At 44.5% G+C, this 14,897-nt stretch carries 12 protein-coding genes; 11 read left to right on the forward strand and 1 reads right to left on the reverse strand.

All coding sequences use genetic code 11. The features are described 5' to 3' along the window. Positions 1 to 7 precede the first annotated feature (7 nt). The 11 genes from QP775_RS03585 to QP775_RS03635 all read left to right on the forward strand — a co-directional run bounded on the left by QP775_RS03585 (position 8) and on the right by QP775_RS03635 (position 12,424). Entirely contained in the window at positions 8 to 667 is a 660-nt protein-coding gene (locus QP775_RS03585; RefSeq protein WP_285103661.1) for a degT/DnrJ/EryC1/StrS aminotransferase, read from the forward strand. Beyond that, positions 667 to 1,989, forward strand: coding sequence for a DegT/DnrJ/EryC1/StrS aminotransferase family protein (locus tag QP775_RS03590; protein ID WP_285103663.1), 1,323 nt, complete (start codon positions 667 to 669; stop codon positions 1,987 to 1,989). Before QP775_RS03585 ends, QP775_RS03590 begins: the two co-directional genes overlap by 1 nt. Beyond that, positions 1,986 to 3,038 carry an N-acetyl-gamma-glutamyl-phosphate reductase gene (argC, locus tag QP775_RS03595; protein WP_285103665.1) on the forward strand — a complete coding sequence of 351 codons (1,053 nt, stop codon included), beginning with the start codon at positions 1,986 to 1,988 and terminating at the stop codon, positions 3,036 to 3,038. Before QP775_RS03590 ends, argC begins: the two co-directional genes overlap by 4 nt. Further along, the gene (locus QP775_RS03600; protein WP_285103667.1) at positions 3,038 to 4,882 is read left to right on the forward strand and encodes a M20/M25/M40 family metallo-hydrolase; all 1,845 of its coding nucleotides are present in this window, start codon (positions 3,038 to 3,040) and stop codon (positions 4,880 to 4,882) included. Before argC ends, QP775_RS03600 begins: the two co-directional genes overlap by 1 nt. Continuing rightward, the gene (locus QP775_RS03605) at positions 4,883 to 5,704 is read left to right on the forward strand and encodes a 1-deoxy-D-xylulose-5-phosphate synthase N-terminal domain-containing protein (protein WP_239330816.1); all 822 of its coding nucleotides are present in this window, start codon (positions 4,883 to 4,885) and stop codon (positions 5,702 to 5,704) included. It abuts the gene before it with no gap. After that, a complete protein-coding gene (locus QP775_RS03610) occupies positions 5,701 to 6,636 on the forward strand; it encodes a transketolase family protein (protein ID WP_285103670.1) in 936 nt (311 codons plus the stop codon). The genes QP775_RS03605 and QP775_RS03610 overlap by 4 nt, the downstream gene beginning before the upstream one ends. Then, positions 6,626 to 7,858 carry an MFS transporter gene (locus QP775_RS03615; RefSeq protein WP_285103672.1) on the forward strand — a complete coding sequence of 411 codons (1,233 nt, stop codon included), beginning with the start codon at positions 6,626 to 6,628 and terminating at the stop codon, positions 7,856 to 7,858. The genes QP775_RS03610 and QP775_RS03615 overlap by 11 nt, the downstream gene beginning before the upstream one ends. Beyond that, positions 7,855 to 9,117 (forward strand): ATP-grasp domain-containing protein, encoded by a 1,263-nt coding sequence (locus tag QP775_RS03620; RefSeq protein ID WP_239330823.1) that lies wholly within the window; start codon positions 7,855 to 7,857, stop codon positions 9,115 to 9,117. Before QP775_RS03615 ends, QP775_RS03620 begins: the two co-directional genes overlap by 4 nt. 98 nt (positions 9,118 to 9,215) lie before the next feature. Continuing rightward, positions 9,216 to 9,752 carry a flavodoxin family protein gene (locus QP775_RS03625; protein WP_239330824.1) on the forward strand — a complete coding sequence of 179 codons (537 nt, stop codon included), beginning with the start codon at positions 9,216 to 9,218 and terminating at the stop codon, positions 9,750 to 9,752. A gap of 133 nt (positions 9,753 to 9,885) precedes the next feature. Next, positions 9,886 to 11,082, forward strand: a complete 1,197-nt coding sequence (locus QP775_RS03630) for an MFS transporter (RefSeq protein WP_239330826.1) — start codon at positions 9,886 to 9,888, stop codon at positions 11,080 to 11,082. 343 nt (positions 11,083 to 11,425) lie between these two features. Then, the gene (locus QP775_RS03635) at positions 11,426 to 12,424 is read left to right on the forward strand and encodes a helix-turn-helix transcriptional regulator (RefSeq protein WP_285103676.1); all 999 of its coding nucleotides are present in this window, start codon (positions 11,426 to 11,428) and stop codon (positions 12,422 to 12,424) included. A gap of 264 nt (positions 12,425 to 12,688) precedes the next feature. Here QP775_RS03635 and QP775_RS03640 read toward each other — a convergent pair whose 3' ends face one another. Beyond that, on the reverse strand, positions 12,689 to 14,881 hold the full coding sequence (locus tag QP775_RS03640) for an NPCBM/NEW2 domain-containing protein (protein WP_285103678.1): 2,193 nt from the start codon (positions 14,879 to 14,881) through the stop codon (positions 12,689 to 12,691). Between the last annotated feature and the right edge of the window lie 16 nt (positions 14,882 to 14,897).

Consider the following 14,897-nt stretch of genomic DNA (forward strand, 5'->3'; position numbering starts at 1 on the left):
TTGTTAAATGGGTGAAACATTAATGAAGTTAAAGACCGTCATTCAAAAAGAACATTACTTTCCCTTATCTTTTGTATTATCGAGAGTGCTGAATTCAGGCGTTATTATGAGTATAGAGAAGAATGATCATGAATTAAAAGGATTGGAGAAAATCATTGCCAAGCTGACAGGAACTGCCTATGTATCTTTGTTTAACAGCTATACAGGGGCGATTCACGGTGCATTGTGGGGGCAGGACATTGTTTACCAATCCACTGTAAGGCTGGAGCAGCCAAGTAAACAGGAACAAAAGTTCTTGCGTTGGCTAGGTATCAGTCTCGTATCAGATCCGCAGACAGAGCAGGCATATACTTCAATTGCGCTGACGTGGGAAAATTTAAATCAATTAAATCCATCCATCTCCGCTGTGAGCGGTCTTGCCCCTGTTCTTGTGCTCGATTTTACTCCATTAGGATTCGGTCCTGCTGCTGCAATTGCTATAAATGACGAGAACATATGGAAAAAGGCAGAGCGGTTAAAAATATTCGGTGCCTTTGATCTGCAAACGATGTGGACGCAGGAAGAAAGTGAACCAGAGCTGCAGCCAGCAGCTCAATTCAACTATAGGCTCAGCCCGCTCGTAGCAGCATGCGTGAAAATAGCGTTATTAAGGAGGCATCCATCCTAATGAAGACCGATTTTATTCGTAAACCGCTCAAGCTGCCATCAGACGACTCGGTTCGAGAACCATTGGCTTATGGGGGCGGACCAGCGGTAATCCCTGAAGACGTGCGTCGGACCAATTTTCCGATTATTACGAAAGAAGACGTGATTCAAATGCTAGTCTCGATCCAGCAAGACGGTGATCAGGTCGTGGATGAATTTAAGGAGGCGTATCGCCATTACGTTGGAGCTAATTATGCGATAGCCACAGCAAGCGGCACATCAAGCTTGCACCTCGCACTTGTTGGCGTCGGGGTTCAGCCTGGTGATGAGGTTATTGTCCCGGCGTTCACCTTTATTGCAACGGCGCAGGCGGTTGTAGCTGCCAAGGCGATCCCTATCTTCGTGGATATAGACCCGATCACATACTGCTTAGATCCTGTGCAAGCAGAGCAGGCCATTACGAAGAAGACCAAAGCGATTATGCCTGTACATGTGCACGGCCTGCCAGCTGATATGTCCGCATTAAGACGGCTGACAGACAAGTACTCGCTGCGTCTTGTTGAAGACGCCTCCCATGCGCATTCGGCTTCCATCCATGAACAAGTGGCAGGCTCGATTGGTGATGGCGCAGGTCAAAGCTTAATGGCGGACAAAAATTTCCCTGTAGGTGGGGAAGGCGGCATCGCTTTCTTTAAAGAGAAAGAAGACTATGAACGTGCCCTTCATTTTCTAGATTCATCGGGCATCGACTACCGCATGTCTTGGATCGCTGCGGCCTTTGGCTTGAGTCAATTGGATCGCCTTCCGTATTATGATGCCATTCGAGCACGGAATGCTTCGTATTTGACAAATGCGCTAGCAGAGACAAAGCTGTTTAGCGGACCGCTCGTGCCTGATGGATATAAGCACAGTTATAACATGTATCGTGTTAAATTATCACCGGAACGTCTCGGATTAGCAGACCTTGAAGATTACCGTGTAAAAGATGCGGTTCAGCAGCTTATAAATGCAGAAGGAGTTTATGCCAGAGAGTGGCAAAATGTGCCGATTCCGGGGCATCTCCCCTTTAAAAATCGTAAAGGCTTTGGAGCGGGATATCCTTTCACCTTATCGGATCGTAAAGACTTTGGGTATGATCTAGTTCGTTTTCCCGTCACATTAAACATGCTGCGCAACAGCTTGACGATATGTCGAGAATTAAGAACACCGATCGAGTATGAGCGAATTCAAGCCTACGCGTTGGCATTTAAGAAGATTGATGCGAATCCGCATATCATTCGCGAACTGGTGGAGCGGGGCGATAACCTTAAAGTGTTGTATGAAAGGGACGCCAGATTAGGATGAACATAACCGACAACCGAAAAAAACGAGCAGCCATTTTAGGTGGCAGCGGGTTCACAGGCGCTGAACTGTATCGATTGCTGCGCAGGCATCCCCAATTTGACATTGATTTTGTATCCTCTGAATCCAAAGCGGGCCAATCGGTCGACAAGTACTACATCAGTTCGATTCATAAAAAGAAGATAAGCCCGCTTAAATTCAGTAAAATGGTCGAACTGCACGGCCATTACGATGCAATCTTTTCGTGTTTGCCTACAGGGGCTTTGCCTAAAGTGATCCAACATGTTGCTGAGCATACCGATTACATTTTTAATGTCAGCGGTGATTATCGCTTAGCCGATCCTGATCAATTGCAGCAACATTATCCCGAAACGCTAAAGAACAATTTTAAGGGCGGCTGGCATTATTTTATCCCAGAATTCAGTAAGATTGATCTTACGAAGAAGATCGTCAATCTACCTGGTTGTATGGCGGTGGCCGCGCTGTACACGCTCTATCCACTCGTTGCGCACGATCTCATTGATCCACGTGTCATAACGGATGCGAAGACAGGTTCAAGCGGCGGCGGCAAATCAACTACTGAGCATCATGCAGAGCGCGCTCATAATTTTAGGGCCTACAAGGTTCATGGCCACCGTCATAAGCCAGAGATCGAGCACGCGCTGGATAACCATCTTCATCACACGGTAGTGCTGCAATTTTCAGTTTACAGTCTGGACTTGCCGCGTGGAATTATGGCCACTACCTATTCTTTGCTAAAGGAGGGGGTAAGCGCCGTCGATGTAAAGAAAGCTTTCTACAGCACGTATGCATCGAAGCCCTTTCTCCATTATTTCAATTCGAACAGCGGTTCTCCCATGATAAAGACAGTAGTAGGTACAAATTATGCCGAAATTGGTGCATATGTAGAAGGGCAAAACTGTGTGTCCATCGCCACTATTGACAATCTAATAAAAGGTGCCGCAGGTCAGGCGGTTCAGGCGGCTAACCTCTATTTTGGCTTCGACGAGGAGACAGGCCTACGATTTGAAGGTGAAGGAGCGTGGCCTTAATGAGCAGCCAAAGTCTGTATGTAATCAAGCTGGGCAGCAGTACGATTGTCCATCACCCTGAAATTTTTGAGGAAATCAATCGCATCGTAAAGCGAGGGCATCAGGTTCTGCTTGTGGCAGGCGGTGCAGAAGCTATTCGACTCAAATATGAATCAATATCGCGTCCAATGCCTTTTCTTACTTTGCCATCTGGTGATGAAGCGAGGTACTGTGCTCCTGATGAAATGCCTATTATCCGTGCAGCTTATCATGAGAATATTTTATCGATCATTGATAAGCAGTTAAAAAGTTATGGTTTATCCGTATACGCCCAGCTTGGTGGCGATCATGGTCTCATCTCGGGCCAGAAGGCCAAACCAATTAAGGCCATTAAGGATGAACGAACTGTTATTATCCGAGATTCTTTATTCGGACAATTCACAAGCAGTCACACGTCATTTTTGCGGTCAGCTTTAACGGCTTTTGATGTGGTGTGTCTGACTCCACCGATCTTTGATCCTACATTAGATACGTATATTAATATCGATTCCGATATACTGGCAGCTCATTTAGCGATTGAACTGGAAGCCCATCATTTACGCTTTGTTACCGGTACTTCTGGTTTGCTGCTAGACATTCGTAATCCATCGTCCACGATTTCGGATATCTATACAGATGATGAATTAAGCTTTGTTCAAGGGCGCATGAAGCAGAAGGTACGTGCTGCGCAGCTGGCAATTCTTGAGGGAGCTTGTGATGTCTTCATTTCAGGCCCGCATACGCTGCTAGGCAGCAAGACGTGGTTCTGGAACGTTAGCAGGGAGCTGGGAGCGCTTGATCTGCTAAACAAAGTTGCACGAATTCCTTCTGTTTCCCAGGATGAGCACGAACTCGCCAATTATTTGTTGGATGAGATCAAGCTTCCCTCCGTGTCTGGGACTATAGATGAAGCAGGCAATATCGTATTCAGAAAAGGGAGCGGTCCGCACACGCTGCTTCTGCTGGGCCACATCGATACAGTGCCTCATGTGTGGCCGGTTCGTACGGATACAAACGGAATTACAGGCAGAGGTGTCGTAGATGCTAAAGGCAGCTTCGTTAATTTTATTCATATGCTGCAAGAAGTTGATGTACCGGAGCATGGCTCATTACTGGTCATAGGAGCTGTCGAAGAAGAGATATCGTCTTCCAAAGGTGCTTACTTCATTCGTGATCATTATTCCGCAGATGCGGTTATTATTGGGGAACCTAGCGGAGAACACAATCTGACACTCGGTTACTACGGTTTGTTTAAGCTGCGGATTACAATTCATCGGGCGCAGGAGCATACTGCAGCCAAAGATAGCATTAGTGTAATTGACGAATTGTATCATGTAGCGGGAGAAATCCGCCAGCGAGTTCGCGATATCGATTCCCAATCGTTATCATCGCTGATTGATATTAAACATCAACAGGCAAGAGGATTTCTCACGGTAACAAGCATTTTGAATTTCAGGGTGTCGCAAGCGGCGGGTAAAGATTATGCAGAAAAGCTTGATTTAACATTTGGCAAAGAAGTGACGATTGAGGTATTACGTGCGACACCCGGCTATGCTAACGCACGCTCGGGTTCACTTGTAAAAGCCTTTGTACGCAGCTTTTCCAAGCAAGGAAAATCAATACATTATATTAAGAAACGTGGAACAAGCGATATGAACACACTGGCAACCACTTGGAGCACGGTTCCTATGGTGGCCTATGGCCCTGGCGATTCAAGTTTGGATCATACCAATGATGAGTACTTACACTACAGAGAAGCAGCAGCGACCAGAGTAATATTAAAAGACGCAGTAACCGAATGGTTTCGGTTGCGACTGGAGGAGTAGATGAGGGATATGATACCTACCCAGCAGTCTGAGCGTCGTGAGCAGACAAATGAGATTTCTTTGCTTCTCGAAAGAGCAAGGGAAGCAAGGGAATTAATTATCGATATGGCAGCTGCGGCTACAGGCTGTCATATCGGTGGAAGTTTGTCTGCTATTGATCTATTGATTGGCGCGTATGCGAAGTATGGGCAAGATCCGGATACTGCCATTATTCTGAGCAAAGGGCATGCTGCTGCGGCATTATACGCTGCACTTCATGTGAATGGAATCGTGCAAGATAATCCAGCGGAGAGCTACGGCCAGGAAGGGTCACTATTTACCGGTCATCCGAATCACAAATTGCCTGGCATCCCTTTTGCCACTGGAAGTCTGGGCCATGGAATTCCTTATGCGGCAGGCTGGGCACTGGCACAGAAGATGAAACAAACGAATGGATTAGGGATTGTGATCGGCGGGGATGGTGAACTGCAAGAAGGACTCTGCTGGGAAACGGCTCAGATCGTGCAAGCACAAGCAGTGCGTAATTTTATTTATATTATCGATTGTAATGGTGGGCAAAATGACGGGTATGTTCATGACATATCTCCGATCCGCAATCTGCGGCAGCGTTTTGAAGCGTTTGGATTTGTAGTCAGAGAAATCGACGGCCATCATTTTGAACAAATTCTTGCAGCAATAGAACCTGATTCAGAGAGACCTGTTGCTGTTCTCGCCAATACGATAAAAGGCAAAGGTGTAGCAGCAATAGAAGGCAATCCCGAAGCTCATTATGTAAAGATATCGGAAAAGTTGGCATATAGATGGAAGGTGAGTCTCGCATGACAATGTCGGGCAGGGATTCTTACAAAGCTGAGCTGGCTCAGCTAGCTGTTCTTAACGACCGGATAGTGTGTATTGAGGCAGATCTGGGCGGCAAAAATCATCCCTTTCAACAACAGCATCCTGAGCGCTTTTTTAACTTTGGAATTGCGGAGATGGCAGGAATAGATATGGCAGCTGGACTTGCAGAAGCTGGATATGTCCCGTTTTTCTCCACGTTTGCCTCTTTCGCCGCCCTGCGTGCAGCTGAAAGCATCAAACTTGCATTGGGCTACATGGGCAAAAATGTGAAAGTAGTCGCGGCATATGGTGGTGTATCCGGGGGATGGTTTGGCACGACGCATCATGCTCTGGAGGACATTGCTATCCTCCAATCGTTGCAGCAGGTTCGAATTGCTTGTCCACATGGGGAACAGGAGACCAGAACAGTGATTCAAGAGGCAGCAGCCTCGACAGAGCCGTATTACATCCGACTTTCTAGAAATGACACTTTTGACAGTATGAAGCGACAAGCGGACACAGACTGCAGGGAGATCATTGTCGAAGGGGGTGAAGCTGTCGATCAATCCCCATTATGTATCGTTTCGGTGGGGGAGCAAGCAACGGAATTATGCAAGCAGATTGTTCAACAAAATCCTGCTATCGTTCATGCGCATTTATGTTACATCGATATTCAAAGTATTAAATCCTATATTGAAGAATTAAGTGCTTTGTCCAAACGTCTGCTTGTAGTAGAGGAGCATCGCGCAACCGGAAGTACAGCATCGTACCTTGCCTTATTGCTGCCAAGGCATGAGATTTATTCACATCACTGTGGTGAACATTGGCCGATTTATGGAGGTTCACATACCGATGTGCTGAACTATTTAGGATTTGGACTGGAACCGCTGCAACAACAAATTTGGGATATCGTAGGTGGTGCAGGTGGTCTTTAGCGTACTAAAACCCAGAAACTTTCGTCATTACTTTATCGCGGACATCGTTTCCGGGTTCGGGGTAGGGATGAGTACGATTGGTGCCAACTGGTATCTAATGGATAAGACCGGGTCTATCGGCTCAATCGGCTTTATGTTGTCCCTTAACGTAATTGCAGGTTTTCTGATCTCGGCATTTGCAGGTTCATTCATTGATAAATGGAATCGCAAGACGATTATTTTATGGGCAAACATCGTACGTGCCGCAGCATTGCTGTTAATAACTGCTGCTTTTGTATGGACGGGGTTCCGCATTGAGTATTTGTATGCCTTTGCGATTGTTAATGGCATGGGTTGGGCTCTGTACATGTCAGCTTCACGAAGTCTAGTGCAAGAGATTGTCCCTGAGAAGGATCTGATACATGGCAACTCCTTAATTGAGATCAGTCTGCAAGTAGGCATGTTTATGGCGGGTGCCCTGTCAGGCGTATTATACAAATATGTGGGCTTCGAAGTCATACTGCTGCTGAATGCGCTGGCTTTTATCATAAGCAGCTTGTTTCTCAGGAGGATTCAATATGCGCCACTCCCACTAGAACAGGAGACGGACTCCTTTTATCAAACGTTCAAAGACGGCATTCGTTATCTAATAGAGCGTCCTTATATTTTCTTATTAGGGGTTGTATCGATTGTCCCGCTTGTATCCACCATGGTATATAATGTCGTCCTGCCGGGTTACGTGAGTACTGCTGTGCAAGGAGACTCGGTTGTATTTGGACTGGCGGATATGAGCTATGGAATCGGTGGGTTGTTGTCGGGGTTTATAGCTGCCCCATTGGCCAAAAGAATATCTCGTCATGGCACAATCTTACTGTTTTTCCTTGTATCTGTACTCAACTTACTCGCCATTGCCGTAAACTCTACAATTTTGATCTTATATCTAGGCAGCGTGTTAGTTGGGCTAACGAACTCTTCCTTACGTATCCTAGTGACAACGTCCTTGATGGAGTCTGTCTCAAAGTCCTACATGGGGCGAGCGACTTCGGTCTGGATGGCCATATCCTTGCTTTTGCAAACCGTCTCGGCGACAGGCCTTGGGATAGTGATTGATCGCTATTCCCCAGGAGTGGGGTTTATGTGTATGAGTGGGCTGATGTTGATCGGACTTATCGTATATTATGTGCTAAGCAGCAAAGCAGCGCATAAGCAGTCAGTAACAGTAAAGGGAGGCCAACACTTATGACAACAAGCAAAACAGTAGCTTTTGTTGAACCGAGCTTCTATGGTGTTAGTTTTGTGAAAGCTGCTTTTGAGCAGGGACATAGAGTGATTTCAATCGTATCTTCGCCTAATAATCCACAGAAATATGGGTATGAAGGTATTTATCACGATCTTATTGTGGCTGACATTAGGGATGAGGAATCGCTCTATCAGGCGATTGTTCAATCTCCATATGCCGATCAACTGGATGCACTGATTCCAGCTACGGATTACGCTTCCCATTTGACGGCTAAAGTGGCTGAACGCCTTGGACTCAAGGGGGTTCCCTTTGAGGCAGCATTAAAATCTAGAAATAAAGATTTGGCGCGGGAAGCCTATGCGGAGCATCGTGTTCCTAGTGCGGCTTTTAGGAAGGTGAGAACCTTCGAGGAGGCGGCTGCCGCAGCAGCTGATATTGGGTACCCCATCGTATTAAAGCCCACTAATTGTGCAAGCAGTCAGCATGTATACTTTATTAGCAGTGTTAATGAATTACAAGCAGCTATGGATGTTATTGTCGAATTTAAAGTATCCTATATGGATTTTAAAGTTCGTGAGGAGTATTTGGTTGAACAATATCTAGAAGGTCCCGAATTCAGCGTAGAGTTGTTCGTTAGTGAGGGTGTACCGCTGTTTTCAGTCGTTACCGAGAAAACAACTTCACCTTTACCCTATTTTGTTGAGGTTCTCCATACGCTTCCTACTTCGGTACATACAGATCGTGAGGACGAGATCGTGCACACGGCTGTTAAGGCGCTAAGAGCGATTGGAATTACGAATGGGCCCAGCCATGTCGAAGTAAAGCTTACAAGTGACGGAGCACGAATCATTGAGGTAAATGGTCGGCCGGGAGGCGATAATATTTCTTCAGACTTGTTAGTGCAGGCATTAGGCGTAGACATCTTCGAAGCAACAGTTAACTTTTATTTGGATAACCCGATTGCGATTCAGAGGAAGCATGAGCGGGCGGCGGCGATTGCTTATGTGACCGCAGAGCGTGAGGGGATTTTTGCAAATTTAAAGGGGCTCGAAAGTTGGAGCCAGCACCCTAGCGTTGTCCGGTATCAAATTAGTGTATCCCCAGGTGAAATCATTTCGCCAGCTAAGAGCTCAGATGATCGCTTAGGTTACGTTATTACCGTTGGTGATACGCCACAAGAGGCTAAAGAACTGGCTCTATCGCTCGTGAACAGTTTGCAAATCGTTTATCAGCAGCAGGACGCAGGGATAGCCAAGGTGTAGGCAGGAACTTCACCAATCAAGCATCCTTTTGGTGGCAAAAATGAAGTGAGCACGGGCTGTAAACAAAATTATTCATAAAAAGGAGTTGAAGAAGCCATATGGGTATCGCTGTAATCTATGGCAGTTCACGTCGAAATGGAAACTCGGAGCAATTGGCCAATTTGTTAGTAAATGGATTCGAAGCGGATCACATTTTCTTGTCTGACTATAAGATTAACCCGATTAATGACTACCGACATTCAGACAAGGGGCCCTATCCAGATGATGACTATCATCACGTAATTGATCGTGTTCTGGCACAGGATGTGCTTGTATTTACAACACCAATCTATTGGTATGGAGCATCAGGATTAACCAAAACGTTTATTGATCGTTGGTCGCAGTCTCTGAGGGAAAATAAATCGGAATTTTTATCAAATCTGTCAAGCAAGACAGCATGGGTTATTGGCATAGGAGACGACCAACCACATCTCAAAGGCATTCCGCTAGTACAGCAGTTCCAATATATATTTGAATATACGGGAACCCATTTTGCTGGTTATATCTTGGGCAAGGGCAATAAGCCAGGTGATATACTTGAGGATGCAATCGCTGTGGCGGCGGTGGAACAAATCCGCAAAGCTTGGCATCTTTAATGTTATTAAATAAGCTAAATCCGTTTTTCCGTATGAACAATCCGTTTTCAGGTAGCCGTCGATGCGTTTTTCTCCTAAAATTTTAGAGAGTAAAGCATCATTAGCGGATGCTGCGAAAGGGGATAGTGTGAAGATGGCAAGAACTCGATTTAGTATATTTTTTAGTGTATTTGTGGCCATGGTAGGATTGATGATTATTGCACCTATCATGCCTCCACTTATTCGTGAATTGGGGTTAAGCGAGACACACTCCGGCTTAATTATTTCTTTGGGCTCGGTTGCGATGGCCTTAATGGCGCCGGTGTGGGGGCGACTAAGTGATATAAAAGGCAGAAAGCCCGTTATATTGATTGGCTTTTTCGGAATGTTTGTAAGTTACATTTTGTTTACAGCAACGATGTATGCTGGACTGTCTGGATTTATTAAAGGTGGACTATTAGTTGCCTTACTTATTGTCGCACGTGCTATGGTCGGCTTCTTTATTCCAGCGGTCCCTTCATCTGCGCAGGCTTACATGGCTGATGTTACCGAAGAGCATGAACGATCCGCAGGTATGGCCTTAATTGGAGCTGCCAACGGATTAGGACTTGTGTTAGGGCCAGCCATTGCTGGTGTGTTTGCCCTGATTGGATTGATCTGGCCTTTGTATATTGGTGCAGTTCTCCCTGTGATTGCAATAGTTGTCGTACTGCTGCTAATACCAGCCCATAAACCTGTTATTCACGAGAAGGTTCCGAAGGTAAACCCGTTTCAAAAAGGAGTCCGTCTTTATTTATTTGCAGGGTTGATCACGATGCTCAGCATTGTTAGCTTGCAAGTGGTGGGTGGATTTTATTTTCAGGATCAATTATCTTTAACAACGCAGGAGACCGCCCGGATGCTATCCTTGGGTTTGATGTTTTCGGGGGTTGCGATGATCATTACACAGGGCTTCCAGATGAAAAAACAGACATGGCAGCCCAAACAACTTATTCTGGCAGGTGCATTACTGTTTATTGTCAGTTTAGCACTCTTCTTATTTGTAATTAACTTGGTGAGTTACTACATTGCATTCTTCTTGTTCGGGGTTGGATCAGGCCTCATGATGCCTGGCTTTATGGCAGGATCGTCGCTAGCCGTATCCCGTGAGCAGCAGGGGGGGATTGCAGGACTTGTGGCATCGGTGCAAGGGATTTCGGCAGTGATTGCTCCCATTATGAGCACAAGTCTATACCAAGTTGATCGGCATCTTCCGTTTGCGGTAATCGCCGGTTGTGTCCTTGTGTTGGTGTTTACTATGTTTGCCGTAAACAACAAGCATGCTGAAAGTAGATCGATAACAGGTCAATAGACGATGGATTTCTAGCTTTACAGCAGATTATGATGCCGAGAGGCACATTTTTTACAGAATATATTGATAATGATTATCTTTATCGTTATATTAGTAGGTAATATCGTTAGTGCTTAACAATTGCAAACCAGCCTTACAGTTGAACTTTTTCTTCGAGGTTTTTCCTTGGGGAAAAAGTTTTTCTTGTTTACAATAATTTTGGGTTGGGTTAAAATTGGTTAAGCGCAAACAGGAGAGTGGTTGAACATCTATGTGTATTCTCCTACTCCTAAAATCTACGCTTTTAGCACATATATATAACCTAATCGGTTTATATTTTATATTGGATCGGAGGAGAATGGCCTTGAACTTGCAACTAGACTCTTGGGATTTGGACGGAATGTTCGGGGAGTTTCATGATGTTACGCCTTCTTCCCCATTACAGGAACAGCACCATTACCTTTACACTTTTCCATCTCAGAGTGGAACAGGCAACTTGCATCGGATTTGTTTGCGAGAGGGATTGGAAATTAATTGGTTCGATGCAAAATTAAATAATCCGGTAACGATGGATGTAGGTATTCACTATCCACATTTAGAAATCGCTTATACGATGTCGGGCAGCGGCTGCTGGCAAACGTCTGCACATACGCAGGATTACGAGATATCCTCAGGTGTATCTACACTTGTCTATATGCATGAGACAAAGATGCATGCCGAGTTTTCCCAGAATGAGCATCTGCTTCATATGGAATTACGAATTGATATGCGACATTTACAAGCAGTCGTGCCTGAAATGGATCGACTGTCAGAAAGTTCATTTTATTGCAAGCAAACGGTAGGATCGCCGCAAATTCCGCTTATCGTGGAGCAAATGAAGCAATGCCCATATAGGGGGGCGCTTCAAAGGCTTTATTTAGAAGGGAAGTCGCTTGAGCTTTTGGCGTTCCACTTAGATGGGATAGATCATGAAGCGAAGGAACAACAAGTAAAGTCCAAGCTCACTGCAGATGATATCCAATGTCTGTATCAAGCGAAAGAGATCCTTTCTCGATCATGGAGACAGCCACCCAGTTTGCTGGGGCTGGCTAGATTGGCCGGACTGAACGATTACAAGCTTAAGCTTGGCTTTAAAGAGCTGTTTGGTACTACTGTGTTTGGTTATGTACGTGGATTACGAATGAATGAAGCGCGTACTATACTGGAACAAGGGCAAGCAAATGTAAGCGAAACCGCCATTATGGTCGGATATCACAATATGAGCCACTTTGCTGCGCTTTTTCGGAAGACTTTTGGTTACAATCCTAGTGAAACTGTAAAGCTTCCTTCATCCACTACAGATGCCGAGGTCAAGCTGTTCTGAGAAAATAAAGAGCTACAGTATTCCGGAAGCGTCGCTTCTTGACCCCAGAGCTCCAAAATCGCTAGACAAAATACTGCCATGCTCATCTTCACTACCACTAACTTGTAGGGTATTTAAGACCGTTAAAAAAGCAAAATCGCCCTCATCTTGATAACAAGGTGTGGGCGATTTTACGCTTACTATTAAAGTTAGAAAATGTCAATCAACTCTAAAACAAAAGAGAGGGAATGACCCTCTCTTTTGACGAGCTTTAACCTAACCATACTATTTGATAAGACGAGCATTTACCCAATCAGCATGGTCACTGTTAATACCATCTTCACCATCTGTGACAATAAGTTTTAGCTCATTCTTTCCAGTAAGACTTACGTTTACTTCTTTTGGCGCTACATTATTATGCATTTTACCACTAGTGAATACAACTTGATTGTCTACAACAACTTGAAACTCCACAGAACCTACAGTACCTACCTCATTATCTACCCCAACTAGCGCGGCAAAGGATGTATACTGCCCATTCAGTTTGTAGACGATTTCACTGTTAGCGTGTGTGCCCAAACCTTTTGTATAGGTTATGTTATTTAACTTAAGTGTATTTCCACCAACACTATGATCTTTTTGGATGGTTCCCCAACCTGTTGTGGCAGAAAACCAATTAATATCGCTGAGATACGTTGTAACAGGTTGTGGTGCTTCAAAGATTTTAATCTCACTTGCAGATGCAAAACCATTTGCTCCACCACCTTGAGGTACTTCAAGTCGAACATATTTAGCAAGCGTAGGTGTGAAAGTTACGGTCTTTTCTGTTTTGTCCTTTGCCCACGTGCCTGTAGCAACCTCAGTGAAGGATACCCCATCAAGACTAGTTAGAATTTTATAATTTGTAATAATCCCATTTTCTTCGCTTTGGCGTGGTAAATATGTCAGCTTGTTGAAAGTTAGTGGATTTGCGTACTTTGCTGTAATATTGTAAGGGAACTGATTTTGTTTATTCCATTGGGTGTGCCAGATACTATTTGTATCTCCATCAAATGCATTTACTGCGGCATTATTAGTACTTGAAGTCTCTTGGCTATTTGATGTTACCCCAATAATGCCTTTTACCTTATCCATTCCATCAGTCGGTTTAATGATGTTATAATCTGACCCAAACCAAATGGGTGCAGTTAGAAGAGGTAAACTCAATGCATTAATCTTATTTTTTGTATCGTTTGTTGCAGGTAAACCCCATTTATCAAAGAAAGGCGTCAAGTCATAGTGAGCTACTTTTGAAGTGTTTAGAATAAATGCCTGTTTTTTCTGATCATCTGTAGTTGGCAGATCTGCTTGTGCTAACTCACGATATAATCGATGTAGCGCTGGATAGAAGTTATCCCCAAATGCAAGATTAAGCTGCCACAACATTTCTAATTTTGAATTAGAGTCTGAGAAATTCTTGGTTGGCTGATCTACAAACGTGAAAGCAGCTAAGTACTCGCCTTGGGACCTTGCAGGCTCAGTAGGTTTAAGAACCTTCTTAGCGGCTAGAGAATATATATTTACATTCACCTCAGTCATCCCATCCCAATTCCAAGGTGCTTGTTGTCTCAAATGACCTGCCTCATGATACTGCCCCCAACCCGTTCTTGTAAGGTTTAAAGCATCGGCACTTGCTCCCGTATCTTTAGGCATAATTGCCCCATCCCAAATTGCATATGCATACGCTCCTGGTATGGTTTTTTCTGATTCGATAAAGCCAATCAAATGCCTATCTAACCGATGCCTAGGATCAGAATCAGAATGAGATAGTCCAGATATTTGATCCTGTGCTGTAATAAACTTGTCATAAGTCTGTAAAACAGCAATTGGGTCTTGATTCAAGATATGATCTTTAGCTGTAGCATAATAGAAGACAAAGAGAGCTCTTTCTGATTGAAGAACAACAGAAGGTGCATTAGGATAAGTATTCATCATTGCCTGCCAATCCGCATTTGTATTCTTGCCTAATACAAAGAAGGGAACAGGACTCCCCCCACTCACTACATTTACATTAATACTACCTTCATTGTTGCTGTTATCAAATGACAACAATCCGCCATTTGGTGAGGAAATTGTATTTAGGCCTGGTTGTAATGGATAAAAAAGCGCCCATTCTTTATCATGACGATGTATCCCAATAACCGCTGTAATTGGTTTGTTACCTGAAACTTCAATCTGAATTTGTTCATTGGGTTGTGCATATAACCCTGTCGGCTGATATATTTTTCGAGCATTAATCAATCTACGCTCTCGATCGCCTTCCGCCCATATATCTCCAAGGGCTTTTACTTCAAAATTCCGCTGAACAACAAGAGTACTTTGCTGTGTAATGGCTGGCTCTGAGGCTTGGGCGAGTGCCCCAATTGGCGAGACAGGGACTACAACGGCTGTTACCACCAATAGGGATAAAATCTGAAGTGACTTCTTAAGTTTTCTCATCAAATCCTCCTAAAAT

Source organism: Paenibacillus sp. UMB4589-SE434, assembly GCF_030226685.1.
Taxonomy (GTDB): domain Bacteria; phylum Bacillota; class Bacilli; order Paenibacillales; family Paenibacillaceae; genus Paenibacillus_B.

Coding starts and splice junctions, on each gene's coding strand:
- QP775_RS03585 (WP_285103661.1), top strand. CDS start 8: ATGGGTGAAACATTAATGAAGTTAAAGACCGTCATTCAAAAAGAACAT.
- QP775_RS03640 (WP_285103678.1), bottom strand. CDS start 14,881: ATGAGAAAACTTAAGAAGTCACTTCAGATTTTATCCCTATTGGTGGTA.
- QP775_RS03625 (WP_239330824.1), top strand. CDS start 9,216: ATGGGTATCGCTGTAATCTATGGCAGTTCACGTCGAAATGGAAACTCG.
- QP775_RS03620 (WP_239330823.1), top strand. CDS start 7,855: ATGACAACAAGCAAAACAGTAGCTTTTGTTGAACCGAGCTTCTATGGT.
- QP775_RS03630 (WP_239330826.1), top strand. CDS start 9,886: ATGGCAAGAACTCGATTTAGTATATTTTTTAGTGTATTTGTGGCCATG.
- QP775_RS03610 (WP_285103670.1), top strand. CDS start 5,701: ATGACAATGTCGGGCAGGGATTCTTACAAAGCTGAGCTGGCTCAGCTA.
- QP775_RS03605 (WP_239330816.1), top strand. CDS start 4,883: ATGAGGGATATGATACCTACCCAGCAGTCTGAGCGTCGTGAGCAGACA.
- QP775_RS03600 (WP_285103667.1), top strand. CDS start 3,038: ATGAGCAGCCAAAGTCTGTATGTAATCAAGCTGGGCAGCAGTACGATT.
- QP775_RS03590 (WP_285103663.1), top strand. CDS start 667: ATGAAGACCGATTTTATTCGTAAACCGCTCAAGCTGCCATCAGACGAC.
- argC (WP_285103665.1), top strand. CDS start 1,986: ATGAACATAACCGACAACCGAAAAAAACGAGCAGCCATTTTAGGTGGC.